The following is a 25,405-nucleotide window of genomic DNA, read 5'->3' on the forward strand; positions in this document are numbered from 1 at the left end:
CATGACCATTGCTGTCACACGATCGCCATTCGGCCGACATGAGTGGATCCGCCCCAGGGGTGGTTATCGGCCACGCCAGACACGGATGGCCACGAATGGACCTCACGTGTCATCAGCCGCCCTCTTCTGCACAGGAGTTGATCGATGTAACGTCCGCGCATGCCGAAACGCATGCGCTTCACGATCTGGAGACCGCTCGTGGCGGCGGTCACGGCCGCCCTGCTGGCCGCGTTCCTCGCCCCCATGACGGCACACGCCGCCCCGCGGGAGAGCAAACCCGTCTATTCGTACGAGCACGCGATCCGCGAGGCCGTATGGGTGGACACCGGGCTCGACCACGACCGCGACGGCAAGCACGACCGCGTCGCCGTCGACATCGTCCGGCCCCGCGAGGCCGCCGCGCAGGGCCGCAAGGTGCCCGTCGTCATGGACGCCAGCCCGTACTACTCCTGCTGCGGGCGCGGCAACGAGAGCCAGAAGAAGACGTACGACGCGAGCGGCAACGTGGTCCAGATGCCGCTGTTCTACGACAACTACTTCGTGCCCCGCGGCTACGCCTTCGTCGGCGTCGACCTCGCCGGCACCAACCGCTCCGACGGCTGCGTGGACGTCGGCGGCCGCTCCGACATCCTCTCCGCGAAGGCCGTCGTCGACTGGCTGAACGGCCGCGCCAGGGCGTACACGACCCGCACCGGCACGACCAGGGCCACGGCCACCGCATGGACCAACGGCCGCACCGGGATGATCGGCAAGAGCTGGGACGGCACCATCGCCAACGGCGTCGCCGCGACCGGCGTCGAGGGACTGAAGACCATCGTCCCGATCAGCGCCATCTCCTCCTGGTACGACTACTACTTCCAGCAGGGCGCCCCGCTGTACGACTCGGGCCCCGAGTGGCTCTCCGACTACGTCGACAGCCCCGACGCCCGCGCCAAGTGCGGCGCCGTCCAGCAGATGCTGGTCGACGGGGCCCCGCGCACGGGCGACTGGACCCCGCTGTGGACCGAGCGCGACTACGTGAAGGACGCGCGCAAGGTCCGGGCGAGCGTCTTCCTGATCCATGGCATGCAGGACCTCAACGTCCGTATGAAGCACGTCGGCCAGTGGTGGGACGCCCTCGCGAAGAACGGCGTCGAGCGCAAGATCTGGCTCTCCCAGACCGGCCATGTCGACCCCTTCGACTTCCGGCGGGCCGAGTGGGTCGAGACCCTGCACCGCTGGTTCGACCATGAACTCCTCGGCTACGACAACGGCATCGACCGCGAGCCGATGGCCGACATCGAGCGCCACCCCGACCAGTGGGTGACGTCCAAGGTCTGGCCCCCGCGCGGCACCGCCACCACCACCCTGCGCCCCGCCGAGGGCACCCAGCCGGGCGTCGGCACCCTCGGCACGGCCAAGGGCAAGGGCACCGAGTCCTTCACCGACGACCCCCAGCACAGCGAGACCGACTGGGCCGCGAACATCGACCGGCCCACCCCGGACAAAGCTGGCTTCGTGACCAGGCCGCTCACCCGCGACCTGCGTCTGTCCGGCTCCTCCGAGGTCACCGTCACCGCCACCCCGACCACCTCGACGGCCCACCTCTCCGCCGTCCTCGTGGACCTCGGCCCCGACACCATCCGCGACTACGCGACCAGCGGCGAGGGCATCTCCACGCTCACCGACCGCACCTGCTGGGGCGCGAGCACCACCGGTGACAGCGCCTGCTTCAAGGAGACCAAGGCCAAGACCGCCGACGTCGACTACACGGTCGTCAGCCGTGGCTGGGCCGACCTCGGCAACTACGCCTCGGACCTGAAGGGCGTACCGCTGACCCCGGGCAAGGCGTACACGATCACCCTCGACCTGGCGGCCACGGACCACGTCGTCCCGGCCGGCCATCGCCTCGCCCTGATCGTCGCGGGTACGGACAAGGACCTGATCGACCCTCCGTCGGCCAAGCCGACCCTGACCCTCGATCTCTCCCGTACGAAGGCCCGCCTCCCGCTGGTCGGCGGCGCCCCCGCCTTCATCCGTGCCACGACGGGCTCCGTCTCCGTGGCTCCCGCGGTCACGCCCCTCGACGGCGTGACCGCACCGCGCGGCGCCCACCGCATCCCGGAGGGAGGCCGGTGACCCGCATCCGAGCCGTCGTCCTCACCGCGGCGGCCCTCACGGCATCCCTCGTCGCCGTACCGGCCCAGGCCGCCGAATCCCCGCCCCGCACCGGCTTCGAGCAGTCGAACGGCGCCAGATGGACCGGCCAGCCCGAGGAGCAGGACTTCCTCGCGGCCGTCGACAAGGCGAGCGACCGGATCTCCCTCGCCCGCATCGGTACGACGAAACAGGACCGTCCCCTCCAACTCGTCCGCATCGGCACCCGCGCCGCCCCGAACAAGGTGCTCCTCGTCTGCAGCCAGCACGGCGACGAACCCTCCGGCCGCGAGGCCTGCCTGTCCACCATCCGTGACCTGGCCTACGCCAAGGACCAGCGGACCCGGCGCTTCCTGGAGCGCACCACCCTGCTCGTCGTGCCCACCGCCAACCCCGACGGCCGGGCCGCCGACACCCGCGGCAACAGCGACGGCGTGGACATCAACCGCGACCACATCGCGCTGAAGACCGCCGAGGGCCGCGCCATGGCCGCCGTCATCCGCGACCAGCGCCCCGACGTGGTCTACGACCTGCACGAGTACGGCGCCACACCGCAGTACTACGACAAGGACCTGTTCGACCTGTGGCCGCGCAATCTCAACACGGACGCGCACGTCCACGACGAGGCACAGGCCCTGTCCGAGTCGTACGTCCGCCCCGCGGCGCGGAGCGCCGGTCACTCGACCGGCACATACGGCATCTGGACCGACCCGGTCACCGGCGACCCGGTGAAGCAGGTCGCCGGCGACGGCCAGGAACGCATCCTGCGCAACATGTCCGGCGTCAAGCACTCGGTCGGCCTGCTCATCGAGAGCCGGGTCGATCCGCTCACGGACGCGGAGAAGGCGGACGAGGCGCTGAACAACCGTCGCCGGGTGAGCTCTCAACTCGCGGCACTGGACGGCCTGTTCGGCTTCGCCGACGAGCACCGGCGTAAGGTCGAGGCGGCCACGGGCAGGGCCCGGCTCGCCGGCTGGGCCGACACCGGACCCGTCTACCTCGGCGGCGCCGACAACGACCCGGCCGAACCGGCCGAGGTGATCCAGGACCCGCCCTGCGGCTACCGGCTCACCGCCGGCCAGTACGCGGAGGTCAAGGACGAACTCGCCCTGCACGGAGTGCGGACACACGGCACCTACGTCCCGCTCCGCCAGTCCCTGCGCGCCTTGGTCCCGTTGCTCCTGGACGAGCGGGCGCCGTACCACCTCACGGTCGGTGAGCCCGACACCGACTGCTGAAACGGTCAAGATCGACAGTTTCTGTGGTAGTCCCTGGTAGCCGACGTGGAACCGGCGTATCCACCGTTAACCGGGGAAGGTGCCGCAGATGACTGAGGATCTGAAGAAGAGAGGCGGCGGCCAGGAACGTCCTGTCGACGTTCCCGGCCGCCACACCGACCAAGTGGTGTTCGGGGTGACCGCCGCCATAACGGTGGCCTTTGTGATCTGGGGCTGGGCGGCCACGGACTCGCTGGAGAGCGTGTCCACGAAGATGCTCAACGGTCTGATCCACAACGGCGGCTGGGCCTTCATGCTGGCCGCCTCGTGTTTCGTCGTCTTCGCGCTGTGGCTCGCGATGAGCCGCTACGGCCGCATCCACCTCGGCGCCGAGGGCGAGGAACCCGAGTTCAGGACCGTGTCCTGGGTCGCGATGATGTTCAGCGCGGGCATGGGCATCGGCCTGATGTTCTACGGCGTCAGCGAACCGCTCTCGCACTACACGACACCGCCCCCGGGCTCAGACCCCGCCAACTCCGGCGAACGCATGGAGACGGCGATGGCGACCACCCTCTTCCACTGGACGCTGCACCCCTGGGCGATCTACGCGGTGGTCGGACTCGCCATCGCCTACAGCACCTTCCGCAAACGCCGGCGCCAGACCATCAGCGCCGTCTTCACCCCGCTGATCGGGGAGAAGCACGCGAACGGCTCGGCGGGACGGGTGATCGACATCCTCGCGATCATCGCCACCGTCTTCGGCTCCGCGGCCTCCCTGGGCCTGGGCGCCCTCCAGATCGGCTCCGGCTTCCAGGAACTGGACTGGATGGACGACGTGAGCACAGGCCTGCTCGTCGCGATCATCGCCGTGCTCACCCTGGCGTTCGTCGCCTCCGCCGTCTCCGGCATCGAGCGGGGCATCCAGTGGCTGTCCAACACCAACATGGTGCTCGCCCTGATCCTCGCCGTCTTCGTGTTCATCGCGGGCCCCACGATCATCGTGCTCGACCTGCTGCCCACCTCGATCTTCGCCTACCTCGGCGACCTGCCCCAGCTCGCCGGCCGCACCGAGGCCAGCGGCGGCGAGGGCGTCGCGGACTGGCTCGGCAGCTGGACCGTCTTCTACTGGGCCTGGTGGATCTCCTGGACGCCCTTCGTCGGCATGTTCATCGCCCGCATCAGCAGGGGCCGCACCATCCGGCAGTTCGTCGGCGGCGTCATCCTCGTGCCCAGCACCGTCAGCCTCGTCTGGTTCGCGATCTTCGGCGGTACGGCGATGAAGCTGAAGGAGGGCGGCGGGCTCGGCGGTGAGGACACCCCAGAGGGGCAACTCTTCGGCGTGCTCCAGGAGTTCCCCCTCGCCACCGCCACCAGCCTGCTCGTGATGATCCTGGTCGGCATCTTCTTCGTCTCGGGAGCGGACGCCGCGTCCATCGTGATGGGCACGCTCTCCCAGCGGGGCGCCCTCGAACCCGGCCGTTTCGTCGTCGTGTTCTGGGGTGTGGTCACCGGAGCCGTCGCCGCCATCATGCTGCTCGTCGGCAGCGGCCAGGGCGACGCGCTCACCGGCCTGCAGAACCTCACGATCCTGGCCGCCGCGCCCTTCGTCCTCGTGATGATCGGCATGTGCGTCGCCCTCATGCGCGATCTGCGCCGGGACCCGGTCATCGTGCGCGGCGAGATGGGCTCCGAGGCCGTCGAGCTCGCCGTGATCGAGGGCCACAAGAGGTACGACGGCGAGTTCGAGTTCAAGATCGGTCCGGGCGCCGGCACCGAAGCGGAGGGCGACCCACTGGGCCACGACCACGCCTGAGTGGCGCAAGGACGACCGCACCTCGTCCGTCTGTTCGCTCCCCAGAGCGGGATGTACCGGAATATGTCATGCCGCGCTCATATCGGTCCCGCTCTGGGGATACTCACAGCATGTCTGCCGAGTACGCGACCTTCGGCCTGGCACCGGCGATGCGTGCCGGTGGCGTCCTCGCCAACGGTAACTACCAGGTGCACCGGGACTTCGTGGACTTCATCGTCGACGGCCGCCCGCTGCTGTTCCAGCTGTCCGACCTCGACGCCGTCTCCCCGCTCGCCTCCGACGTCCCGCCCGCCATCTTCACCGCCCAGGTCCGCAGCCTGCTCCTGGAGGCGGAGGCCCCGCTTCCAGGGGGCAGGTATGTCATCTATGGCTGTCCCGACTGCGAGGACCTCGCCTGCGGCGCGGTCACCGCGGTCATAGGCAAGGACGATGACGACTACATCTGGCAGGACTTCGCCTGGCAGACCGAAGAACACGCCGACCTCGAACTCAACGGCTACCACGGCATCGGCCCCTTCCGCTTCCGGGGAGCCGAGTACCGGGCGGCACTCGGCTCCCTGCTCGACGGCGGCTCCGAGGCACCGCGCCGCCGAGTCCTCCTCATCGGCGCCCGCGTCGCCCTCCTCGCCAAGCTCGCGGCGGCCCTGCGTACCATCGGCATCGGCGCCGACATCACCCATGACGTGGGCGGCGTCCCCGCCGACGAACTGCGCGCCTACGGTGCCGTCGCCTTCGGCCGTGCGATCGGCGAGGAGCAGCGTGCCGCCGTACGCCGTGTCTTCGCGGACGCGGGCGTAGAGGTGGCGTACGTCGATGGCCTCGCGCCGATCGTGCCGCTGCTGGTCGCCCAGATCGAACACGCCCTGGACCGCAGTCCGGTCGAACAGCGCCGGCTGACCGGGCTGGTGGCGGCCGACGGCGCGGCGGGCGTCGAGGTGACCTCGCCGTGCCGGGTCCGTCTCACCGCGTATCGCGTAGACCGGCTGTACCGGACCCATGAGCATGAGGTCTTCGACGGTGTTCTGGAGGCGGGGCGGCACCGGATCGCGTTGGACGCCAAGGCCGTGAAGGGGGAGTCGTTCGTGGTGGCTCGGACGTCGGGGAGTGTGCTGGTCGAGTCGATGGCGAGGTAGTGCGCCGTCGGGGGTGCCGCGATTCGCTCCGCGGGAGGGGTGCTGTGCTATGCCGTCGTGCGTCTGCGGGCTCGTTGTGGCTGGTCGCGCAGTTCCCCGCGCCCCTTGGCGGCGTTGCCGACCCCGGCGTTCTTGTGCGCGGGAAACCCCGGCGCGTCCTGGGTGGTGCGCGCATTAGGATCGCTCCCTGTGACTGCCACCCTCGTCGTCAAGAACCTCGCCGCCGGCCACGGCGACCGCTCCCTGTTCAGCGGGCTCGACCTCGTCGTCGCGCCCGGAGACGTGATCGGCCTGGTCGGGGCCAACGGTGCGGGCAAGTCCACCCTGCTCCGCCTGCTCGCCGGGCTCACCGGGCCGGAGGAGGGCGAGCTGCGGCTGTCCCCGCCGACGGCGACCGTCGGTCACCTTCCGCAGGAGCCGGAGCGGCGGCCCGGCGAGACCGTACGGCAGTTCCTGGCCCGCCGCACCGGAGTCGCCGAGGCCCAGCGTGTGATGGACGAGGCGACACAGGCCCTCGTGGACGGCGCGCCGGGCGCGGACGACGCGTACGCCACGAGCCTGGAGCGCTGGCTCGACCTGGGCGGCGCCGACCTCGACGAGCGGGCCGAGGAGGTCGCCGACTCGCTGGGCCTGGCCGTGGACCTGGACCAGCCGATGACGTCCCTGTCCGGCGGCCAGGCGGCCCGCGCAGGACTGGCCTCGCTGCTGCTCTCCCGTTACGACGTCTTCCTGCTGGACGAGCCGACGAACGACCTCGACCTCGACGGCCTGGAGCGCCTGGAACGCTTCGTCTCCGGCCTGCGCGCCGGCACGGTCGTCGTCAGCCACGACCGCGAGTTCCTCACCCGCACGGTCACCAAGGTCCTCGAACTCGACCTTGCCCAGCAGCAGATCAACCTCTACGGCGGCGGCTACGAGGCCTACCTGGAGGAACGCGAGGTGGCCCGTCGGCACGCCCGCGACGACTACGAGGAGTACGCCGACAAGAAGGCCGCCCTCCAGGACCGGGCGCAGACGCAGCGCTCCTGGATGGACAAGGGCGTCAAGAACGCCCGGCGCAAGGCGAACAACGACAACGACAAGATCGGCCGCAAGTTCCGCAGCGAGGCCAGCGAGAAGCAGGCCGCGAAGGCCCGCCAGACCCAGCGCATGATCGAGCGCCTGGAAGTCGTCGAGGAGCCGCGCAAGGAGTGGGAACTACGCATGGAGATCGCCTCGGCGCCCCGCTCGGGCGCGGTGGTCGCGACCCTGCGCGACGCCGAGGTCCGACGCGGCGACTTCACCCTCGGCCCGGTGTCCCTCCAGATCGACTGGGCGGACCGCGTGGCGGTCACGGGCGCCAACGGCGCGGGCAAGTCCACACTGCTGGGCGCCCTGCTGGGACGTGTCCCCCTGACCGCGGGCGGGTCGACGCTCGGCTCCGGCGTCCTGATCGGCGAGGTCGACCAGGCCCGCAAGCTGTTCCACGGCGAGGAATCCCTGCTGGACGCCTTCTGCGCGGCCGTCCCGGACACCGAACCGTCCGAAGTACGCACCCTCCTGGCCAAGTTCGGCCTGAAGAGGGACCACGTCCTGCGCTCCGCGGCCACCCTCTCCCCGGGCGAACGCACCCGCGCCGCCCTCGCCCTCCTCCAGGGCAGGGGCGTCAACCTCCTCGTCCTGGACGAGCCCACCAACCACCTGGACCTGCCGGCCATCGAGCAACTGGAATCGGCCCTGGACGCCTACGAGGGCACCCTGCTCCTGGTCACCCACGACCGGCGCATGCTCGACGCGGTCCACGTCACCCGCCGCCTGGAGATCGCCGACGGCAAGGTGACCGAACGCTAGGGGCGCCCGCCGCCGCTCCCGGCCGACTCCGTCACCCCCTGTGACGTCGCTCAGCCTCCCGTGACGCCGCTCAGCCCCTGTGACCCAGCAGGGAGCAGACGAAGTTCTCCTGTACGGCGCGCAGTTGCCGCAGCAGAGCGGGTTGCATGGTCTCGTTGATCTGCGTGGTCGTGGAGAAGGTCAGCGACCGGCGGCCGTCCGGCGTGGCCGCGATCAGCTGTGTGTAGCCGGGTGTGTTACCGGTGTGCCCCAGCACCACACCGCACCGGGTCGTGTACCGGAAGACGCCGAGGCCCGCGTCGTTGCGCCCCGGCCCGGCGGGATCGGACGCGGCCCCGGGAACCCAGCGCCGCTGCTCCCGTACGACGTCGCGGTCGCGGCCGTACAGCCGGCCACCCACGTAGCCGCGCACGAAGCGGGTCAGGTCGGCGGGCGTGGAGACCATGCCGCCCGACGCCCAGGCGCCGGACAGGCTGAGGAGCTCGCTGACGTCCGCCGGTACCGCGGGCGGGCTCACGTCGTAGCCGTGCAGATGGGGCGTCGGCAACCGGAACCCCTGCGGCAGGCTGGTCCGGCGCAGTCCGAGCGGCCGGTACACCAGGTCGTCCAGCAGCCGCTCGTAGGGGACGCGGGTCGCCGCCTCGGCCATCAGGGCCACGGCGATGTTGTCGGAGTCGGAGTACTGGTACCGCGAGCCCGGCGGGAACCGCAGCTGCCGGTCGGCGACGTGGTCGAGCGGTCGGCGGGGGTCGAAGTGGTGCTGGGGGTCGGCGAGAAGGGTGTTGAGGAACGTCGGTGCCTCGACGAAGTCGGGCAGGCCACTGGTGTGGTTCAGCAGCTGGCGCAGCGTCACGGAACCCCAGGCCGGCGGTAGCTGGGGCAGCCGCTCGCGCAGGGTGTCGTCGAGACTCAGATAGCGACGGTCGACCAGGGCCAGCGCCACCGCCCCGCTGAACGCCTTGGCCGTACTGGCGACGCGCATGTGGTCGTCCGGCTCGGGCCCGCGCCCGCTGCCCAGCTCCGCGACACCGGCCCGCACGACCCGGCTTCCCTTGCCGTCGCGCAGAACGGCGATGACGCCCGGCGGGCCACCCGGCGCACGGACCAGCTCGTCCAGCTGCTGCTGAAGGGAGTCATGGGGCTGCGGTCGGGGCTCCGAGGCGGTGCCCGCGGCGGCCGGGGACAGCGTGCACAGCAGGGTCAGGCAGACGGTGATGAGAGAGACCGCCCCCAGACGGGGCCCGAACGGGGGACGGTGGCGCAACGGGGTCGGCATCGGCTCTCCTGAGCGGCGGCGGACACAGGACTGGGCGTCCAGCCTTGCCCGCCCGCATCCGGGCGGCCGCTCGTGCTACTGCACTTGGCGCAACAGGCCGCCCTGGCCCGCCGGATGGTCCGGATCATCCACACGATCCGGATCGGCGCAGCCGCGTCGCCAGGCTCGGATAGTCGACGACGAAGCCGTCGTCGTCGAACTCGATGTCACTGCGGAAGTCGCCCGAGACGAAGCGGATCCGGCCCGGCTCCAGATGCGTGTAGGTCTGCCGTGACGGCAGCACGGTCAGATCCGGCACCGACACCCAAGCCATCCGCAACTCCCGTTCCCCGGGCGCCCGATGGAGCCCGTGCCGCAGCACCGGCATCGTGTTGGTGAGCGGACACAGGCCGAGATCGCAGTCGAGGGCGCCGTCGACCTCGGGCAGCCGCTCACCGTTCGCCGTCCACCGACCCGCTCCGTCGTGCCGCAGATCGAGCGTGCGCACGCCGCCCGCGGACTCGACGCCAACGGACAGCCGACGCGTCACGAAACGGTTCCCCGTGTCGAGTTCGTACGAGATCCAGTACGGCTCCGGCGTCGTCCCGACCGCCCGGCCGCGGGCCCGCAGGACATCGCCGCCGAGCTCGGTCCAGGCGGTCTCGATGCCCTTGCTCTCCGACACTTCCCAGGTGATGACACGCGATGTCGGCATGCGGTCACCTTACGGGCGAACGGGCCCGGACCCTCCGAGTCGTACCGGAGGGTCCGGGCCCGTGTGTCGCGTCAGCACCGCCCTGGCCCGCCGCGCGGGCTCAGGCTTGCCCTGCGTGCCGGTTCAGCGCTTGCCCTGCTTGGGGTCGAGGAGACCCGCGCGGCGCAGCGCGTCGGCCATGGCGCTGTTGGCCGGAGGCGCAGCCTGGCGCGAACCGCCACCTCGGCTACCACCGCCACCGCCACCGCCGCCGCGGCCCTGCCGCTGCTGAGGCGGACGCCCGCCGCGCTGGCGACGCTCGCCGCCGCCCCCGCCCTGCTGCTGGCCCTGCGGGGCCGCCTCGTCGTCGAGCCGCAGCGTCAGGGAGATCCGCTTGCGCGGAATGTCGATGTCGAGGACCTTCACCTTGACGATGTCACCGGGCTTGACCACGTCGCGCGGGTCCTTCACGAATGTCTTCGACATCGCCGAGACGTGCACCAGCCCGTCCTGGTGGACACCGATGTCCACGAATGCCCCGAAGGCCGCCACGTTCGTCACGACACCCTCCAGGACCATCCCGGACGCAAGGTCGGAGATCTTCTCGACGCCCTCCTTGAAGGTGGCCGTCTTGAAGGCGGGACGCGGGTCGCGCCCGGGCTTCTCCAGCTCCTTGAGGATGTCCGTGACGGTCGGCAGACCGAAGGTCTCGTCCACGAAGTCGTTCGGCTTCAGCGAGCGCAGCACGCCCGTGTTGCCGATGAGCGCGGCCACCTCCTGACCCGACGTCTTCACCATGCGCCGTACGACCGGGTAGGCCTCCGGGTGCACGCTGGACGCGTCCAGCGGGTCGTCGCCGCCACGGATGCGCAGGAAGCCCGCGCACTGCTCGTACGCCTTCGGGCCGAGCCGTGCCACGTTCTTCAGCTGAGAGCGGGACGTGAACGGTCCGTTGGCGTCCCGGTGGGACACGATGTTCTCGGCGAGCCCGGAGGTGATGCCGGAGACGCGCGCGAGGAGCGGCGCGGAGGCGGTGTTGACGTCGACACCGACGCCGTTCACACAGTCCTCCACCACCGCGTCCAGCGAGCGCGACAGCTTCACCTCGGACAGGTCGTGCTGGTACTGGCCGACACCGATCGACTTGGGGTCGATCTTCACCAGCTCGGCGAGCGGGTCCTGCAGCCGCCGGGCGATGGACACCGCGCCGCGCAGCGAGACGTCCATGTCGGGCAGCTCCTGCGAGGCGAAGGCCGATGCCGAGTACACGGAGGCACCCGCCTCGGACACCATCACCTTCGTCAGCTTCAACTCCGGGTGCTTGGTGATGAGTTCACCGGCGAGCTTGTCGGTTTCGCGGGAGGCCGTGCCGTTTCCGATCGCGACCAGGTCGACCGAGTGCTCCTTCGCCAGCCGCGCCAGCTTGGCGATGGCCTCGTCCCACTTGTTGGCAGGGACGTGCGGGTAGATGACGTCGGTGGCCATGACCTTGCCGGTCGCGTCGACCACGGCGACCTTCACACCCGTACGGAAGCCCGGGTCCAGGCCGAGCGTCGCGCGCGTGCCTGCGGGCGCGGCGAGCAGCAGGTCACGCAGGTTGGCCGCGAACACGCCCACGGCCTCGTCCTCGGCGGCCGTCCGCAGCCGCAGCCGCAGGTCGATGCCGAGGTGGACGAGGATGCGCGTCCGCCAGGCCCAGCGAACCGTGTCCGTCAGCCACTTGTCGGCGGGGCGACCACGCTCGGCGATCCCGAACTTGTGGGCGACGATCCCCTCGTACGACGAGGGCCCGTCGACGGCCTCCTCCGGCTCCAGGACGAGGTCGAGAACCTCCTCCTTCTCCCCGCGGAGCATGGCGAGGATCCGGTGCGAGGGCAGCTCGGTGAACGGCTCGGCGAAGTCGAAGTAGTCGGAGAACTTCGCGCCCGCCTCCTCCTTGCCCTCCCGTACCTTGGCGGCCAGCCGCCCGCGCACCCACATGCGCTCACGCAGCTCGCCGATCAGGTCGGCGTCCTCCGAGAACCGCTCGGTGAGGATCGCCCGGGCACCATCGAGGGCGGCCTGCGGATCGGCGACGCCCTTGTCGGCGTCGACGAACGCGGCGGCAGCCGCCAGCGGGTCGACGCCCGGGTCGCCGAGCAGCCCTTCGGCGAGCGGCTCAAGCCCGGCCTCCCGGGCGATCTGCGCCTTGGTCCGCCGCTTGGGCTTGTACGGCAGATAGATGTCCTCAAGCCGTGCCTTGGTCTCGGCGCCGCGGATCCGCGCCTCCAGTTCCTCGGTCAGCTTGCCCTGCTCACGCACCGAGTCGAGGATCGCCGTCCGCCGCTCCTCAAGCTCCCGCAGATAGCGCAGCCGCTCCTCGACCGTGCGCAGCTGCGCATCGTCGAGCATCTCGGTCGCTTCCTTGCGGTAGCGGGCGATGAAGGGCACCGTCGAACCGCCGTCGAGCAGCTCCACGGCAGCTTTCACCTGCCGCTCCCGTACGCCGAGCTCCGCGGCGATCCTGCCTTCGATGGACCCTACGAGGGGTGTCGTCACGATCCCGTCCCGCCTTTTCACTGAGGTTGCGCGGCAATTGTGGCAGGTGACACCGACAACCGGGGATCAGGGCACCAACCCGGCCCGTCGCGGGTGGGACGAATTCAGGCCCGGCGACTGCGAGTGCTTCCCGAGGCGCCGCCGAAGAGCCGGGCGAGAGCCCGGAACGGCAACGTCACCACGGTGGCGATGGCGCCGCCGATCTGCCGCAACACATCTGCGATTGCACGGAACACGCGATTCACCTCTCCTCAGCCGTCACGATGACCGACTGAGGACCGGGTACCGCACCTTGGGCACGCCATGCAGCGCAAACGCCGGTCGGGTCTTTCAGCCCGTCCGGCGTTTGAGGACAAGGCCCTTCAGGGGCCGTAGCGGGGGTCTGGGTGCGCAGCCCCCAGGAGGGGCCGGGGTCGAAGGGGCCGAGCCCCTGGAGGATGGGACGGGTAGGGGCGGCGGGGGCGAAAAACCGGTCCGCGCACCCCGACAGTTCACCCCCGGCCGAGCAGATCCACCGGAAACGCCCCAGCCCCCACCACGGCCCGAGCAAACCCCGCACCCAGCTCAGTCAGCCGAGCAACCCCCTCCACCCCAAGGTGGGCATACGGCCCCCGATCCAGCCGATCCGTCTCGGCCTCGATCTCCTCACGCAGCGCAACACCCGCCGGCGTCAAATCCCCCGCACCATCCAGCAACCCCCGCTCCCGCAGCCGCCCACACGCCGCATCCCAGTCCTCCTGAGCCCAGCCACGCGTGGTGAACACCCACTTCGGCGCCATGCCCTTACCGGTCGCGGTATGCGTCACCACGGCCTCCAGCCCATCGAGCCCAGCCGCCATCAACACGGCCAGATGCCCGTCCCCCCGATGCTCACGCAGCAACGTGGCGGCATGGAAGTACGCCAGATGCGGCTCCTCGGGCACCGTCAGATCCGCATGCGCCGAGTACAACGGCCGAGCACTGCGCGAACACGCCTCGGCCGCCCGAAGCGCCAGCCGCGCGGCCTCGCCCATCTCCGCCGACGCCACCGCGTCCTCACCGAGCAACCGCCGCAACGCCCCGTCGACCGCACGCGCGCGTGCCGCCAGCACCTCCCCGGGCGAGGCGACGGCCCAGACCGCAGGGACGTGCCGCGCCACCAACTCGTACTTGTAGTTGTAGAACGTCGCCGTCACCGCCCCCGCACCCACCGCTCCCATCGCGGCTGCCCGCACCGCGAAGTTGACGGCCCGGGGGTGCGTGATCCCGATGGCGGCGCATTCCTTGCCCAGCTCGGGAGCGAAGTACGACGTCGCGTGCAGGGAGTTGAGCACGTTGTGGCAGCGGCGCCCGGCACGGGGTTCGAGGACGGCAGTAGTCATGCCCGGCAGGTTACCAACCGCTTGGTACGCCGCTCCCGTGCGCGCGAGCCCATGGCAGAAAAGGTGGGAAGCTCGTCATTGCCGCCACCCGTCCCCGCCCCGAAGAATCGACGGCATGGCACACCGAACCGTTCTCTTCGTCCTCTTCGACGACGTGCAGAGCCTCGATGTCACCGGGCCGCTGGAGGTCTTCGCGGGGGCCGAGAAGCACACTCCGGGCACGTATCGGATCCGTACGGCCACCCTGGACGGCGCTCCCGTGCGCACCTCCAGCGGCCTGACCGTCGTACCGGACCACTCCCTCACCGACACCCAGGACCCGCACACCCTCGTCGTCCCGGGCGGCAACGGCACTCGCAACCCCGATCCGGCCCTCACCGACTGGCTGCGCGAGCACGGCCCCCGGGCCGAACGCCTGGTCTCCGTCTGCACCGGCGCGATCCTGCTCGCCGCCGCGGGCCTGCTGGACGGACGCCGGGCCACGACCCACTGGGCGTACTGCGACAAGCTCGCCCGCGACCACCCGGCCGTCGAGGTCGACCCGGACCCCATCTTTGTGCGGGACGGCCACGTCGCCACCTCCGCCGGCGTGACCTCGGGCATCGACCTCGCCCTCGCCCTGGTCGAGGAGGACCTGGGCCGCGACGTGGCCCTCAACCTGGCCCGCCACCTGGTCGTCTTCCTGCGCCGACCCGGAAACCAGGCCCAGTTCAGCGCCCAGCTGGCCGCCCAGACAGCGCAGCGCGAGCCGCTCAGGGAGGTCCAGCGCTGGATCACCGAGCACCCCGACGACGATTTGACGGTCGACTCACTGGCCGCCCGCGCGACCCTCTCGCCGCGTCACTTCGCCCGCGCCTTCCAGAGCGAGACGGGCATGACCCCCGGCCGGTACGTCGACCGCGTCCGCCTCGAACACGCCCGCCGCCTTCTGGAGGACACGCACGACGGCGTCGAGGAGATCTCCCGCGCCTGCGGCTACGGCACCCCCGAAGCCATGCGGCGCGCCTTCGTCAAGAGCCTCGGGACGGCCCCGGCCGAGTACCGCCGCCGCTTCCGCCCCACGACCGTCCACTGAACCGGCCCAGGCCCGGCCGAAGCCCCGCCTCAGCTCCTCGGAAAGGGAAATCCATGCAGATCGCGATGGTCCTGTACGACCGCTTCACCGCCCTCGACATCATCGGGCCCTACGAGGTCCTGAGCCGTGTCCCGGACGTGCAGGTCGACTTCGTCGCCGCGCAGGCCGGACCCGTACGCGCCGACACCGGGTTCCTCGCCATCACGGCGGACAAGGCCCTGGCCGAGGTGCCGCACCCCGATGTCGTCGTGGTGCCGGGCGGCCCCGGAACCCCCACCGAGATGGCGAACGAGACCTTCCTGAAGTGGCTCAGGACGGCCGACTCCACCAGCACCTGGACGACTTCCGTCTGCTCGGGCTCGCTGCTGCTCGCCGCCGCAGGCCTGCTGGAGGGTCGCCGCGCCACTTCCCACTGGCTCACCCTCGACCACCTGCCGCACTACGGCGCCGAGCCCACGGGTGAGCGCGTGGTGTTCGACGGCAAGTACCTCACCGCGGCCGGTGTCTCCGCGGGCATCGACATGGGCCTGACCCTGGTCGGGAAGATCGCCGGCGACGAACACGCCCAGGCCGTACAGCTGTTGACCGAGTACGACCCACAGCCGCCCTACGACGCGGGCTCCCCGCAGAAGGCGCCCGCCCATCTCGTGGAGGAGTTCCGCACCGACAGCCGCTTCAGCCTGACGTAGTCCAGGTGAAGTGGGGCCGCCTGCGCTCCAGGAACGCGGCGACGCCCTCCGCGGTGTCGCCGCTTCCGTGCGCCTGCTCCGCCCAGTGCCCGTCCCGGTCGGTGCGCCCGTTCGCGAACTCCTTCGCCGCGGCCTGCGTCAGCTGCGAGCGCGACACCAGGATCCGGGTGAACTCCACGACCCGCTTGCCGAGTTCGCCCTCCGGCAGCACCTCGTCCACCAGGCCCGTACGCAGTGCTCGCGCCGCGTCGATCAACTCGCCCGAGAACAGCAGGTACTTGGCGGCGGCCGGCCCCACCAGCGACACCAGTCGCCGGGTGGAGGACGCCGGATACACGATGCCGAGCTTGGCCGGTGTCACCCCGAACAGTGACCCCTCCTCGGCGAACCGCAGATCGCACGCCGCCGCCAGCTGCGACCCGCCGCCCACACAGTGCCCCCGGATCGCCGCCAGCGTCGGCTTCGGAAAGGCGGCCAGCGCCTCCTCGGCGGCCACGGCCAGCGTCTGTGCCTCCAGCGGCGACCCCTGCAGCGTGGAGATGTCGGCGCCCGCGCAGAACGTCCCGCCCTCACCGGTCAGCACCAGCGCCCGCACGGCGGGATCGGCGGACAGCGTGTCGAGCAGCGGCGGCAGCGCCCGCCACATCGCGGCCGTCATCGCGTTGCGCTTGGCCGGATGGTGGATGACGACGGTGGCGACCGAATCGGCGACGCTGTACTGCAGCTGGGGCTCCATGCGTCGGATGCTAGCCGCACCCCGTCACCGTACGATCAAGAAGGGGGCCGCAGCGCTAGGAGGCCCCGGATGCGGGGAGACAAGGGCGAGACCGCCAGGCTGAGCCGCAGCTTCGGCCGGCTCGCGGCGCTGGGCGTGATTCTGGTGGTCGCGGGAGTCGTCGGTCTCCTCTACACCGGCGTCGCCACGCTGACCTCGATGCTTCTGTTCGGCTGGCTGCTGCTGATCGGTGGCATCGTCGGCCTGCTGCACGCGGTCCAGGCGCGCGGCAGCAACTTCTTCTGGCTCGGTGTCGCGGTTGCCGCGCTCAACATCGCGGCCGGTGTGGTGGTGATCCGCAGACCGGAGGCGGCGGCCGAGGCGCTGGCCATGTTCGCCGCGCTGCTGTTCCTGACGGGCGGGTTGTTCCGGCTGGTCGGCGGCCTGGTGGTGCGCGGTCCGCAGTTCGGCTGGACCCTGCTGCAGGGCGCCTTCGACCTGCTCCTCGGCATCCTGGTGCTGAGTTCCTGGCCCAGCAGCAGATACGTCATCGGAACCCTCTTCTCCCTTGCCCTGCTCTTCGACGGACTCGGCCTGCTCGCGACCGGCTTCGGCGGACGCCGGGTCGTCAGCATGGTCGCCGAGCAAATGCCCCCTGAAGGGGACAGGCAGAAGGAACCGGGCGACAGCGCCGGCAAACCCGTACAACCCGAATAGTTCGCCAAGTCGGCACCAGCACGACAGGAGCGGTCCTCCATCTGACGCTGTCATGCGCCAACGATCAGAAACGCTCGATACCTGCTGACTTGTGTTCAGTTCTACGGTCCGGACGTGCGCGTTACCAACACTCGACATGTGGTGACAATCGAGCGCGAGGGTGGCGACCGGACGATGGAGAACCATGGGCGCGGGTCAGGCCCACGCCCAGCAGGCGACGCGGACGAGCCACTCGATCAGCGGCCGCCGAATCCACTGCCTTACGAAGGCGTCTGGCGGTTCACCGCTCCCGCCGTCGAAGCCTCGGTCCCGCAGGCGCGGCACGCCGTCCGGGACCTGCTGTACCGCCAGGGCGTGCCGGTCTCGGACGACCTCGTCCAAGGACTGCTGCTGATCGTTTCGGAGCTGGTCACGAACGCCGTACGGCATGCGGCGCTGCTGTCGCCGATGCTCGCCGTGGAGGTCGCCGTCGGAGCCGAGTGGCTGCGGGTGTCGGTGGAGGACAACCACCCCTACCGCCCGACCGCCCTGGAGGCGGACCACGGCCAGACCGGCGGCCGCGGCCTGCTCCTGGTGCGCGAGGTCACGCGGGAGGCGGGCGGCGTCTGCGACGTCGAGCACACGGCGAGCGGCGGCAAGGTGATCTGGGCCGCCGTCCCGCTCAAGCCCGTGGGCGTGCCCTAGGCCCTCACCAGCCGGCCGACGGGCCCGTCAGTTCCCTGATCGCGGGGCGGGCCGCGTCGAGCACGGTCATGAACCAGGACGAGAAGGTGTCCTTCGCGTGGCGCTCGGCCAGCTCGGCCGAGGTCACGAAGGCGGTGTCGCCGACCTCCTCCGTGTCCGGCCGGGGCCGGGACTGCACCAAACCGACGAAGAGGTGGTTGTACTCCTGCTCCACCAGACCCGAGTCCGGGTCCGGGTGGTTGTAGCGGACGGTGCCTGCTTCGGCGAGCAGCGACGGGGAGACACCGAGCTCCTCGTGGGTGCGCCGGGCCGCGGCCGCGAAGGGGGCCTCACCGGGGTAGGGGTGTCCGCAGCAGGTGTTGGACCACACGCCGGGGGAGTGGTACTTGCCGAGCGCCCGCTGCTGGAGCAGCAGCCGACCGTGCTCGTCGAAGAGGAACACGGAGAACGCGCGGTGCAGCTGCCCCGGCGGCTGATGGGCGGCGAGCTTCTCCGCGGTGCCGATCGTCACACCGTTCTCGTCGACCAGTTCCAGCAAAATCGCGTCTGCGGCGCCGTTCGACGGACTGTGCGTCGCGGTCGCAGGTGTGATCGGCATACCCATCCTTCGCATCGGTCTTCGCGCCCCAAGTGTGCCGTACGAATCCGGCACTCCCGGCAGTTGATCGTGCCCGGCGCGGCGGGCACGGAACCGTCCGCGGGGGCGCTGTGAGCATGAGGACGCGACCGACCACCGGATCGCTGCATTCCGCCCGTACTGACGTTTTATCGGACCGTACGGTTGTTTCAGTGCCGAAGTCGCTTCTCGGCCTCAGTGACAGAGCCGGGCCTCGTGTTCGGCGTGCCCGACCGGCTCCAGCTGGAAGGTGCAGTGCTCCACGTCGAAGTGGTCGCCCAGGCATCCCTGGAGCTCGTGCAGCATCTTCTCGTGGCCGATCGCGTTCAGGACGTCGGAGCGCACCACCACATGGGCCGACAGCACCGGCATCCCGGACGTGATCGTCCAGGCGTGCAGGTCATGGATGTCCTCGACACCGTCCAGGGCGAGTATGTGGGCCCGCACCTGCGCCATGTCGACGTCCTTGGGTGCCGACTCCAGCAGTACGTCAAGGGTCTCGCGCAGCAGCTTGAAGGTGCGCGGCACGATCATCAGGCCGATGACCAGCGAGGCGATCGGGTCGGCGGCCTGCCAGCCGGTGGTCAGGATCACCACCGCCGAGATCAGCACCGCCAGCGAGCCCAGCGCGTCCGCGGCAACCTCAAGGAAGGCGCCGCGCACGTTGAGGCTCTCCTTCTGGCCCCGCATCAGCAGCGTCAGCGAGATCATGTTCGCTACCAGGCCGATGGCACCGAACACGATCATCAGGCCGCCCTCGGTGTCCGCGGGCGTGAGGAACCGCTGGATCGCCTCGTACAGCACATAGCCGCCGACGCCGAGCAGCAGCAGACAGTTGGCGAGGGCCGCGAGGATCTCCGCGCGGGCGTAGCCGAAGGTGCGCGTCGTGCTCGGCGGCCGGTTCGCGAAGTGGATCGCCAGCAGGGCCATGCCCAGGCCCAGCGCGTCCGTCGCCATGTGCGCCGCGTCGGCGATCAGGGCGAGCGAGTCCGCGACCACACCGCCGATGATCTCGACCACCATGACGCCGAGAGTGATCGACAGAGCGACCCGTAGCCTCCCGCGGTACGCGGCCGCCGCCGTTCCGGTCGTCGGCGCGTGCGCGTGCCCATGGCCGTGATCGTGCCCAGCCCCCATGGAAATGCCGCCCTTCTGCGGTCCGTAGACGATCGGAATGTCGGTCCGGGATCACAGTGAACTACGGGCGGGGGGTATCGGGCAACGCGGCACTGAACACCGTTGTCATGTGCCCTGACCTGCGGAAACGATATGCAGGTCAGGGCGCTGCGCATGATCAGGCCCCGCGGTGCCGCAGCCACCCCTGCCACGCCGACTCGACCATCTCGGGTACCCCGCGCCGAGCCGTCCAGCCGAGTTCCTCGGCGGCCAGCACGGCCGAGGCGACCGCGCGCGGGGCGTCGCCGGGGCGCCGGGGCTCGACGACCGCGGGGCGCCGGTCGCCGGTGATCTCACCGATGACCGTGATCAGCTCGCGCACGGAGACGCCCTCGCCGCGACCGATGTTGACCGTCAGATCGCCGCTCGGGTCACCCTGCGCGTCCGCCGCGGTCAGCCGCCGCGCCGCCGCGAGATGCGCCTCGGCGAGGTCGGCGACATGGATGTAGTCACGGACACAGGTGCCGTCCGCCGTCGGATGGTCGTCGCCGAAGATCCGCGGGGCCTCGTCGCGGGTGAGCCGGTCGAAGACCATCGGGACGATGTTGAAGACGCCCGTGTCGGCCAGCTCGGGCGCGGCGGCGCCCGCGACGTTGAAATAGCGCAGACATACGGTGGAGATGCCGTGTGCCCGGCCCGCCGCCCGCACCAGCCACTCCCCGGCGAGCTTGGTCTCGCCGTACGGGTTCACCGGCGCGCACGCGGTGTCCTCCGTGATGAGATCCACATCGGGGTTGCCGTAGACGGCGGCGGACGACGAGAACACGAACCGCCCGACCCCGGCCTCCGCGACCGCCTCCAGCAGCGTCGCGAGACCGCCCACGTTCTCCTGGTAGTAGCGCGTGGGCTGCGCCACGGACTCACCGACCTGCTTGCGCGCCGCGAGATGCACCACACCCGACACCGCATGCTCGGCCAGCACCCGCTTCAGCAGGTCACCGTCCAGCGAGGAACCCTCGACGAGCGGCACGTCCGCCGGAAGCCGCGCCGGATGTCCGGCCGAGAGGTCGTCCAGTACGAGGACCCGCTCCCCGGCGTCGGTCATGGCCCGCGCCACATGTGCCCCGATGTAGCCGGCTCCGCCGGTGATCAGCCATGTCATGGTCGCCCACCCTATGCCGGGGGACCTGCGGTGGAACCAATGTCCCCGATGTCCCGTCTGTGAGTACGAGTTTGTGGGCGGGGCCCCGAATCCCCGATGATGATCGCGGCATTGCTCTGGGCAAACCGCGTTGATCGCCCCGCCAAACGGGTGGTGAACGTCGGCTTCCGTACGTCCGATAGCCTCTGCCGACACGCCGCCCGGCCGCCACCGCCGACGGGCGCCGCCACCCACGTACATGACCGGCGCGGACATGCCGGCACCCAGGGAGTGAGTTCGGTTGTCGACCGCCATCCTCACCGGTCAGCCGGTGCCCGGATCGTCGATCGAGGGCGATCTGCGGTCCCTCGGCTACGACGTGCGGGTCGCCGCCGACCCGGCCGACGCCGAGACGCTCCTCGCCCAGGTGCCCGGTGACCAGCGCGTCGCCCTGGTCGACGCCCGCTTCGTCGGCCACCTGCACGCGCTGCGCCTCGGCCTCACCGACCCCCGCTTCCCGCTCGCCGCGATCCCGGGCGCCGTGACGGCCCAGCCGGCCGGCCGCAAGGCCCTGACCCGCGCGATGGCCCGCGAGACCTCCGCGGGCGGCGGTACTGCGGTCGCCGTCGACAGCCTCGCCGACCGCGTCGTCACCGCCCTCGACGACGACGGCACCGACGTGCACCGCCCCGAGCTCGGCAGCCTGGTCGCCGCCGTCCCGGCCGACCCGCAGGCCCGCAACGAGGCGCGGCAGGCCGTCGCCGCCGTCGACGACGAGGCCGTACGCCTGAAGTCGGCCGTGAAGGCCCGCGACGGCTTCTTCACGACCCACTTCATCAGCCCCTACTCCCGCTACATCGCCCGCTGGTGCGCCCGTCGCGGCCTGACCCCCAACCAGGTCACCACCGCCTCGCTGATCACCGCCCTCATCGCGGCGGGCTGCGCGGCCACCGGCACCCGGGGCGGGTTCGTCGCGGCCGGCGTGCTGCTGATCTTCTCGTTCGTCCTGGACTGCACCGACGGCCAGCTTGCCCGCTACTCCCTGCAGTACTCCACGCTCGGCGCCTGGCTCGACGCCACCTTCGACCGGGCCAAGGAGTACGCCTACTACGCCGGACTCGCCCTCGGCGCGGCACGCGGCGGCGACGACGTCTGGGCCCTCGCCCTCGGCGCGATGGTCCTGCAGACCTGCCGGCACGTCGTGGACTTCTCCTTCAACGAGGCCAACCACGACGCCACCGCCAACACCAGCCCCACGGCCGCCCTCTCCGACAAGCTCGACAGCGTCGGCTGGACGGTGTGGGTGCGCCGGATGATCGTGCTGCCGATCGGCGAGCGCTGGGCGATGATCGCGATCCTCACGGCGGCCACGACCCCCCGTATCACCTTCTACGCGCTGCTCATCGGCTGCGCCTTCGCCGCCACCTACACCACCGCCGGCCGTGTGCTGCGCTCCCTGACCCGCAAGGCCCACCGCACCGACCGGGCCGCGCAGGCGCTGACCGATCTCGCGGACTCCGGGCCGCTCGCGCAGGGCCTCGCCGAGGCGCTCAGGAACCCGGCGCGACGCCTGCCCGGCTTCGCCGTCCCCGCCGTGGCCCTGCTCGGCGGCGTCGCGGTCGTCGCCGCGGCCGCACTCACCGACTTCGGCGGGCCCTGGCCGGTCGTCGCCGCGCTCGTATACGCCCTGACCTCGGGCTTCGCCGTCGCCCGCCCGCTCAAGGGCGCGCTCGACTGGCTGGTGCCGCCGTTCTTCCGGGCGGCCGAATACTGCACCGTCCTCGCGCTCGCGGTTGAAGCCGGGGTGAACGGAGCACTTCCTGCGGCTTTCGGCCTGGTGGCGGCGGTCGCCTACCATCACTACGACACGGTGTACCGCATCCGCGGCAACGCCGGAGCGCCACCGGCCTGGCTGGTGCGCGCCGTCGGGGGGCACGAGGGGCGGACGCTGCTCGTCACCGTCCTGGCCGCCGCGCTCACCGCATCGCAGTTCCAGGTCGCACTCACGGCCCTCGCCGTGGCCGTGGCCCTCGTGGTGCTCGTCGAGAGCATCCGCTTCTGGGTGTCCGCTCACAAGGGCGGCGCACCCGCCGTACACGATGAAGGAGAACCCGCATGATCGGCCTCGTGCTGGCGGCCGGCGCCGGACGGCGTCTGCGCCCCTACACCGACAGCCTTCCCAAGGCTCTGGTGCCGGTGGGGCCTGCGGGTATAGAAGGCGAGCCCACGGTTCTCGACCTCACCCTCGCCAACTTCGCCGAGATCGGTCTGACCGAGGTCGCCATCATCGTCGGCTACCGCAAGGAAGCGGTGTACGAGCGCAAGGCGGCGCTGGAGGCGAAGTACGGCCTCAAGCTCACCCTCATCGACAACGACAAGGCCGAGGAGTGGAACAACGCCTACTCCCTGTGGTGCGGCCGTGACGCCCTCAAGGACGGCGTGATCCTCGCCAACGGCGACACCGTCCACCCGGTCTCCGTCGAGAAGACGCTGCTCGCCGCCCGCGGCGACGGCAAGAAGATCATCCTCGCCCTGGACACGGTGAAGAGCCTGGCCGACGAGGAGATGAAGGTCGTCGTCGACCCCGAGAAGGGCATGACGAAGATCACCAAGCTGATGGACCCCGCCGAGGCCACCGGCGAGTACATCGGCGTCACCCTCATCGAGGGCGACGCCGCCCCCGAGCTGGCCGACGCGCTGAAGACGGTGTGGGAGACCGACCCGCAGCAGTTCTACGAGCACGGTTACCAGGAGCTCGTGAACCGCGGCTTCCGCATCGACGTGGCGCCGATCGGCGACGTCAAGTGGGTCGAGATCGACAACCACGACGATCTCGCCCGCGGACGGGAGATCGCGTGCCAGTACTGACCCGGCTCATCCCCTCGCCGGTCGTCGTCGACATCCGCCCGGGTGCCCTGGACGACCTGGCCTGTGTGCTCGCCGACGAGCGCATCTCGCACTCCGGGAAGCTGGCCGTCGCCGTCAGCAACGGTTCCGGCGCACGGCTGAAGGAGCGACTCGCTCCGGCCCTGCCCGGCGCCAGCTGGTACGAGGTCGGCGGCGGCACCCTCGACGACGCGATTCGGCTGGCCAGTGACATAAAGGCCGGCCACTACGACGCGGTCGTCGGGCTCGGTGGCGGCAAGATCATTGACTGCGCCAAGTTCGCCGCGGCGCGTGTCGGCCTGCCGCTGGTCGCCGTACCGACGAACCTCGCGCACGACGGCCTGTGCTCGCCGGTCGCCACCCTCGACAACGATGCGGGCCGTGGCTCGTACGGTGTGCCGACCCCGATCGCGGTCGTCATCGACCTGGACGTCATCCGCGACGCCCCGGCGCGTTTCGTGCGCGCGGGCATCGGCGACGCGATCTCCAACATCTCCGCGATCGCGGACTGGGAGCTCGCCAACCGCGTCAACGGCGAGAAGATCGACGGCCTCGCCGCCGCGATCGCCCGCCAGGCCGGCGAGGCGGTACTCAGGCACCCCGGCGGTATAGGGGACACCGACTTCCTCCAGGTACTCGCCGAGGCCCTGGTGCTCAGCGGTATCGCCATGTCGGTCTCGGGCGACTCCCGCCCGTCCTCCGGCGCCTGCCACGAGATCAACCACGCCTTCGACCTGCTGTTCCCCAAGCGCGCGGCCGCGCACGGAGAGCAGTGCGGACTGGGCGCGGCCTTCGCGATGTACCTGCGCGGAGCCCACGAGGAGTCGGCCTACATGGCCGAGGTGCTGCGTCGGCACGGGCTGCCGGTACTGCCGGAGGAGATCGGCTTCACGGTGGACGAGTTCGTCCGCGCCGTCGAGTTCGCTCCGCAGACCCGGCCCGGCCGCTACACGATCCTCGAACACCTCGACCTGACAACCGACCAGATCAAGGACATCTACGCCGACTATGTCAAGGCCATCGGTAGCTGAACTCCGCCCCGTCGTTCACCCCGCGGGGGTGAAGGACCGGCGCAGCGGTGAGCACTGGATGGGACGCCTCTACATGCGTGAGGTGTCCCTGCGGGTCGACCGCTACCTGGTGAACACCAGGGTCACGCCCAACCAGCTCACGTACCTGATGACCGTCTTCGGTGTACTCGCGGCCCCGGCACTTCTGGTGCCGGGGATCGCGGGCGCCGTGCTCGGCGTGGTGTGCGTCCAGATGTACCTGCTGCTGGACTGCGTCGACGGCGAGATCGCCCGCTGGCGCAAGCAGTACTCGCTGGGCGGCGTCTACCTGGACCGCGTCGGCGCCTACCTCACCGACGCCGCCGTGCTCGTCGGCTTCGGCCTGCGCGCCGCCGACCTGTGGGGCAGCGGCCGTATCGACTGGCTCTGGGCCTTCCTCGGCACCCTGGCCGCACTCGGCGCCATCCTGATCAAGGCCGAGACCGACCTCGTCGGTGTCGCACGCCATCAGAACGGTCTGCCGCCGGTCAAGGAGGCCGCCTCCGAGATGCGCTCCTCCGGCATGGCGCTGGCCCGCAAGGCCGCCGCCATGCTCAAGTTCCACCGGCTGATCCTCGGCATCGAGGCCTCGCTGCTGATCCTGGTGCTGGCGATCGCCGACCAGATCCGCGGCGACCTGTTCTTCTCCCGGCTCGGCGTCGCGGTGCTGGCGGGCATCGCGATGCTCCAGACCGTGCTGCACCTCGTGTCCATCCTCGCTTCGAGCAGGCTGAAGTGAA

Annotated in this window: 22 protein-coding genes; 13 read left to right on the forward strand and 9 right to left on the reverse strand. The window is 70.6% G+C overall.

Going from position 1 to position 25,405, the window contains the following annotated elements; genetic code table 11:
* Nucleotides 1-159 precede the first annotated feature (159 nt).
* From POF73_RS09220 to abc-f, 5 genes are all read left to right on the forward strand, one after another.
* Nucleotides 160-2,118, forward strand: coding sequence for a Xaa-Pro dipeptidyl-peptidase (locus tag POF73_RS09220; RefSeq protein WP_272114054.1), 1,959 nt, complete (start codon nucleotides 160-162; stop codon nucleotides 2,116-2,118).
* Nucleotides 2,115-3,374, forward strand: coding sequence for a M14 family metallopeptidase (locus POF73_RS09225; RefSeq protein ID WP_272114055.1), 1,260 nt, complete (start codon nucleotides 2,115-2,117; stop codon nucleotides 3,372-3,374). Before POF73_RS09220 ends, POF73_RS09225 begins: the two co-directional genes overlap by 4 nt.
* An 88-nt stretch (nucleotides 3,375-3,462) precedes the next feature.
* The gene (locus tag POF73_RS09230; RefSeq protein ID WP_272114056.1) at nucleotides 3,463-5,166 is read left to right on the forward strand and encodes a BCCT family transporter; all 1,704 of its coding nucleotides are present in this window, start codon (nucleotides 3,463-3,465) and stop codon (nucleotides 5,164-5,166) included.
* 110 nt (nucleotides 5,167-5,276) lie between these two features.
* The gene (locus POF73_RS09235; protein WP_272114057.1) at nucleotides 5,277-6,299 is read left to right on the forward strand and encodes an oxidoreductase; all 1,023 of its coding nucleotides are present in this window, start codon (nucleotides 5,277-5,279) and stop codon (nucleotides 6,297-6,299) included.
* 189 nt (nucleotides 6,300-6,488) lie between these two features.
* Nucleotides 6,489-8,129 (forward strand): ribosomal protection-like ABC-F family protein, encoded by a 1,641-nt coding sequence (gene abc-f / locus POF73_RS09240; protein WP_272114058.1) that lies wholly within the window; start codon nucleotides 6,489-6,491, stop codon nucleotides 8,127-8,129.
* 70 nt (nucleotides 8,130-8,199) lie between these two features.
* Here the strand turns inward: abc-f and POF73_RS09245 are convergent, their stop codons facing one another.
* The 5 genes from POF73_RS09245 to POF73_RS09265 form a co-directional block, all read right to left on the reverse strand.
* Nucleotides 8,200-9,405: a serine hydrolase domain-containing protein gene (locus POF73_RS09245; protein ID WP_272114059.1), complete on the reverse strand. Its 1,206-nt coding sequence runs from the start codon at nucleotides 9,403-9,405 to the stop codon at nucleotides 8,200-8,202.
* Nucleotides 9,406-9,529: 124 nt separating this feature from the next.
* Nucleotides 9,530-10,099, reverse strand: coding sequence for a putative glycolipid-binding domain-containing protein (locus tag POF73_RS09250; RefSeq protein WP_272114060.1), 570 nt, complete (start codon nucleotides 10,097-10,099; stop codon nucleotides 9,530-9,532).
* A 123-nt stretch (nucleotides 10,100-10,222) separates the two neighbouring features.
* Nucleotides 10,223-12,616, reverse strand: a complete 2,394-nt coding sequence (locus POF73_RS09255) for a Tex family protein (protein WP_272114061.1) — start codon at nucleotides 12,614-12,616, stop codon at nucleotides 10,223-10,225.
* A 104-nt stretch (nucleotides 12,617-12,720) separates the two neighbouring features.
* The gene (locus POF73_RS09260) at nucleotides 12,721-12,852 is read right to left on the reverse strand and encodes an LPFR motif small protein (RefSeq protein WP_252100555.1); all 132 of its coding nucleotides are present in this window, start codon (nucleotides 12,850-12,852) and stop codon (nucleotides 12,721-12,723) included.
* Nucleotides 12,853-13,107: 255 nt separating this feature from the next.
* The gene (locus POF73_RS09265; RefSeq protein WP_272114062.1) at nucleotides 13,108-13,977 is read right to left on the reverse strand and encodes an SCO6745 family protein; all 870 of its coding nucleotides are present in this window, start codon (nucleotides 13,975-13,977) and stop codon (nucleotides 13,108-13,110) included.
* 115 nt (nucleotides 13,978-14,092) lie between these two features.
* Between POF73_RS09265 and POF73_RS09270 the strand changes: the two genes are divergently transcribed.
* The gene (locus tag POF73_RS09270) at nucleotides 14,093-15,052 is read left to right on the forward strand and encodes a GlxA family transcriptional regulator (protein ID WP_272114063.1); all 960 of its coding nucleotides are present in this window, start codon (nucleotides 14,093-14,095) and stop codon (nucleotides 15,050-15,052) included.
* A gap of 53 nt (nucleotides 15,053-15,105) precedes the next feature.
* A complete protein-coding gene (locus tag POF73_RS09275; protein WP_272114064.1) occupies nucleotides 15,106-15,741 on the forward strand; it encodes a DJ-1/PfpI family protein in 636 nt (211 codons plus the stop codon).
* Here POF73_RS09275 and POF73_RS09280 read toward each other — a convergent pair.
* On the reverse strand, nucleotides 15,728-16,477 hold the full coding sequence (locus POF73_RS09280; RefSeq protein WP_272114065.1) for an enoyl-CoA hydratase/isomerase family protein: 750 nt from the start codon (nucleotides 16,475-16,477) through the stop codon (nucleotides 15,728-15,730). The genes POF73_RS09275 and POF73_RS09280 overlap by 14 nt on opposite strands.
* Nucleotides 16,478-16,546: 69 nt before the next feature.
* On the opposite strand from POF73_RS09280, the gene POF73_RS09285 reads away from it, so the two are divergent.
* Together POF73_RS09285 and POF73_RS09290 are read left to right on the forward strand one after the other, a co-directional pair.
* Entirely contained in the window at nucleotides 16,547-17,173 is a 627-nt protein-coding gene (locus POF73_RS09285) for an HdeD family acid-resistance protein (RefSeq protein ID WP_272114066.1), read from the forward strand.
* Between the two features lie 174 nt (nucleotides 17,174-17,347).
* The gene (locus tag POF73_RS09290; protein ID WP_272114216.1) at nucleotides 17,348-17,857 is read left to right on the forward strand and encodes an ATP-binding protein; all 510 of its coding nucleotides are present in this window, start codon (nucleotides 17,348-17,350) and stop codon (nucleotides 17,855-17,857) included.
* A 4-nt stretch (nucleotides 17,858-17,861) separates the two neighbouring features.
* Here POF73_RS09290 and idi read toward each other — a convergent pair whose 3' ends face one another.
* From idi to galE, 3 genes are all read right to left on the reverse strand, one after another.
* Nucleotides 17,862-18,455 carry an isopentenyl-diphosphate Delta-isomerase gene (idi, locus tag POF73_RS09295; RefSeq protein ID WP_272114067.1) on the reverse strand — a complete coding sequence of 198 codons (594 nt, stop codon included), beginning with the start codon at nucleotides 18,453-18,455 and terminating at the stop codon, nucleotides 17,862-17,864.
* Between the two features lie 213 nt (nucleotides 18,456-18,668).
* Entirely contained in the window at nucleotides 18,669-19,610 is a 942-nt protein-coding gene (locus POF73_RS09300; RefSeq protein ID WP_272114068.1) for a cation diffusion facilitator family transporter, read from the reverse strand.
* A 157-nt stretch (nucleotides 19,611-19,767) separates the two neighbouring features.
* A complete protein-coding gene (gene galE / locus POF73_RS09305) occupies nucleotides 19,768-20,751 on the reverse strand; it encodes a UDP-glucose 4-epimerase GalE (protein ID WP_272114069.1) in 984 nt (327 codons plus the stop codon).
* 280 nt (nucleotides 20,752-21,031) lie between these two features.
* On the opposite strand from galE, the gene POF73_RS09310 reads away from it, so the two are divergent.
* From POF73_RS09310 to POF73_RS09325, 4 genes are read left to right on the forward strand one after another with little or no spacing between them, the layout of a single operon-like run.
* Nucleotides 21,032-22,849: a DUF5941 domain-containing protein gene (locus POF73_RS09310; protein ID WP_272114070.1), complete on the forward strand. Its 1,818-nt coding sequence runs from the start codon at nucleotides 21,032-21,034 to the stop codon at nucleotides 22,847-22,849.
* Nucleotides 22,846-23,598 (forward strand): phosphocholine cytidylyltransferase family protein, encoded by a 753-nt coding sequence (locus POF73_RS09315; RefSeq protein ID WP_272114071.1) that lies wholly within the window; start codon nucleotides 22,846-22,848, stop codon nucleotides 23,596-23,598. Before POF73_RS09310 ends, POF73_RS09315 begins: the two co-directional genes overlap by 4 nt.
* Nucleotides 23,586-24,647 (forward strand): iron-containing alcohol dehydrogenase family protein, encoded by a 1,062-nt coding sequence (locus tag POF73_RS09320; protein WP_272114072.1) that lies wholly within the window; start codon nucleotides 23,586-23,588, stop codon nucleotides 24,645-24,647. The genes POF73_RS09315 and POF73_RS09320 overlap by 13 nt, the downstream gene beginning before the upstream one ends.
* Nucleotides 24,625-25,404, forward strand: coding sequence for a CDP-alcohol phosphatidyltransferase family protein (locus POF73_RS09325; RefSeq protein WP_272114073.1), 780 nt, complete (start codon nucleotides 24,625-24,627; stop codon nucleotides 25,402-25,404). Before POF73_RS09320 ends, POF73_RS09325 begins: the two co-directional genes overlap by 23 nt.
* Nucleotide 25,405 lies beyond the last annotated feature (1 nt).

Source organism: Streptomyces sp. HD (assembly GCF_028369295.1).
Taxonomy (GTDB): Bacteria; Actinomycetota; Actinomycetes; order Streptomycetales; family Streptomycetaceae; genus Streptomyces.

Bases quoted from the DNA above. Each gene is read 5' to 3' on its own strand.
- POF73_RS09220 (WP_272114054.1), top strand. From the start codon at position 160: ATGCCGAAACGCATGCGCTTCACGATCTGGAGACCGCTCGTGGCGGCG.
- POF73_RS09230 (WP_272114056.1), top strand. From the start codon at position 3,463: ATGACTGAGGATCTGAAGAAGAGAGGCGGCGGCCAGGAACGTCCTGTC.
- POF73_RS09235 (WP_272114057.1), top strand. From the start codon at position 5,277: ATGTCTGCCGAGTACGCGACCTTCGGCCTGGCACCGGCGATGCGTGCC.
- POF73_RS09245 (WP_272114059.1), bottom strand. From the start codon at position 9,405: ATGCCGACCCCGTTGCGCCACCGTCCCCCGTTCGGGCCCCGTCTGGGG.
- POF73_RS09250 (WP_272114060.1), bottom strand. From the start codon at position 10,099: ATGCCGACATCGCGTGTCATCACCTGGGAAGTGTCGGAGAGCAAGGGC.
- POF73_RS09265 (WP_272114062.1), bottom strand. From the start codon at position 13,977: ATGACTACTGCCGTCCTCGAACCCCGTGCCGGGCGCCGCTGCCACAAC.
- POF73_RS09270 (WP_272114063.1), top strand. From the start codon at position 14,093: ATGGCACACCGAACCGTTCTCTTCGTCCTCTTCGACGACGTGCAGAGC.
- POF73_RS09275 (WP_272114064.1), top strand. From the start codon at position 15,106: ATGCAGATCGCGATGGTCCTGTACGACCGCTTCACCGCCCTCGACATC.
- POF73_RS09280 (WP_272114065.1), bottom strand. From the start codon at position 16,477: ATGGAGCCCCAGCTGCAGTACAGCGTCGCCGATTCGGTCGCCACCGTC.
- POF73_RS09285 (WP_272114066.1), top strand. From the start codon at position 16,547: ATGCGGGGAGACAAGGGCGAGACCGCCAGGCTGAGCCGCAGCTTCGGC.
- POF73_RS09290 (WP_272114216.1), top strand. From the start codon at position 17,348: ATGGAGAACCATGGGCGCGGGTCAGGCCCACGCCCAGCAGGCGACGCG.
- idi (WP_272114067.1), bottom strand. From the start codon at position 18,455: ATGCCGATCACACCTGCGACCGCGACGCACAGTCCGTCGAACGGCGCC.
- POF73_RS09300 (WP_272114068.1), bottom strand. From the start codon at position 19,610: ATGGGGGCTGGGCACGATCACGGCCATGGGCACGCGCACGCGCCGACG.
- galE (WP_272114069.1), bottom strand. From the start codon at position 20,751: ATGACATGGCTGATCACCGGCGGAGCCGGCTACATCGGGGCACATGTG.
- POF73_RS09315 (WP_272114071.1), top strand. From the start codon at position 22,846: ATGATCGGCCTCGTGCTGGCGGCCGGCGCCGGACGGCGTCTGCGCCCC.
- POF73_RS09325 (WP_272114073.1), top strand. From the start codon at position 24,625: ATGTCAAGGCCATCGGTAGCTGAACTCCGCCCCGTCGTTCACCCCGCG.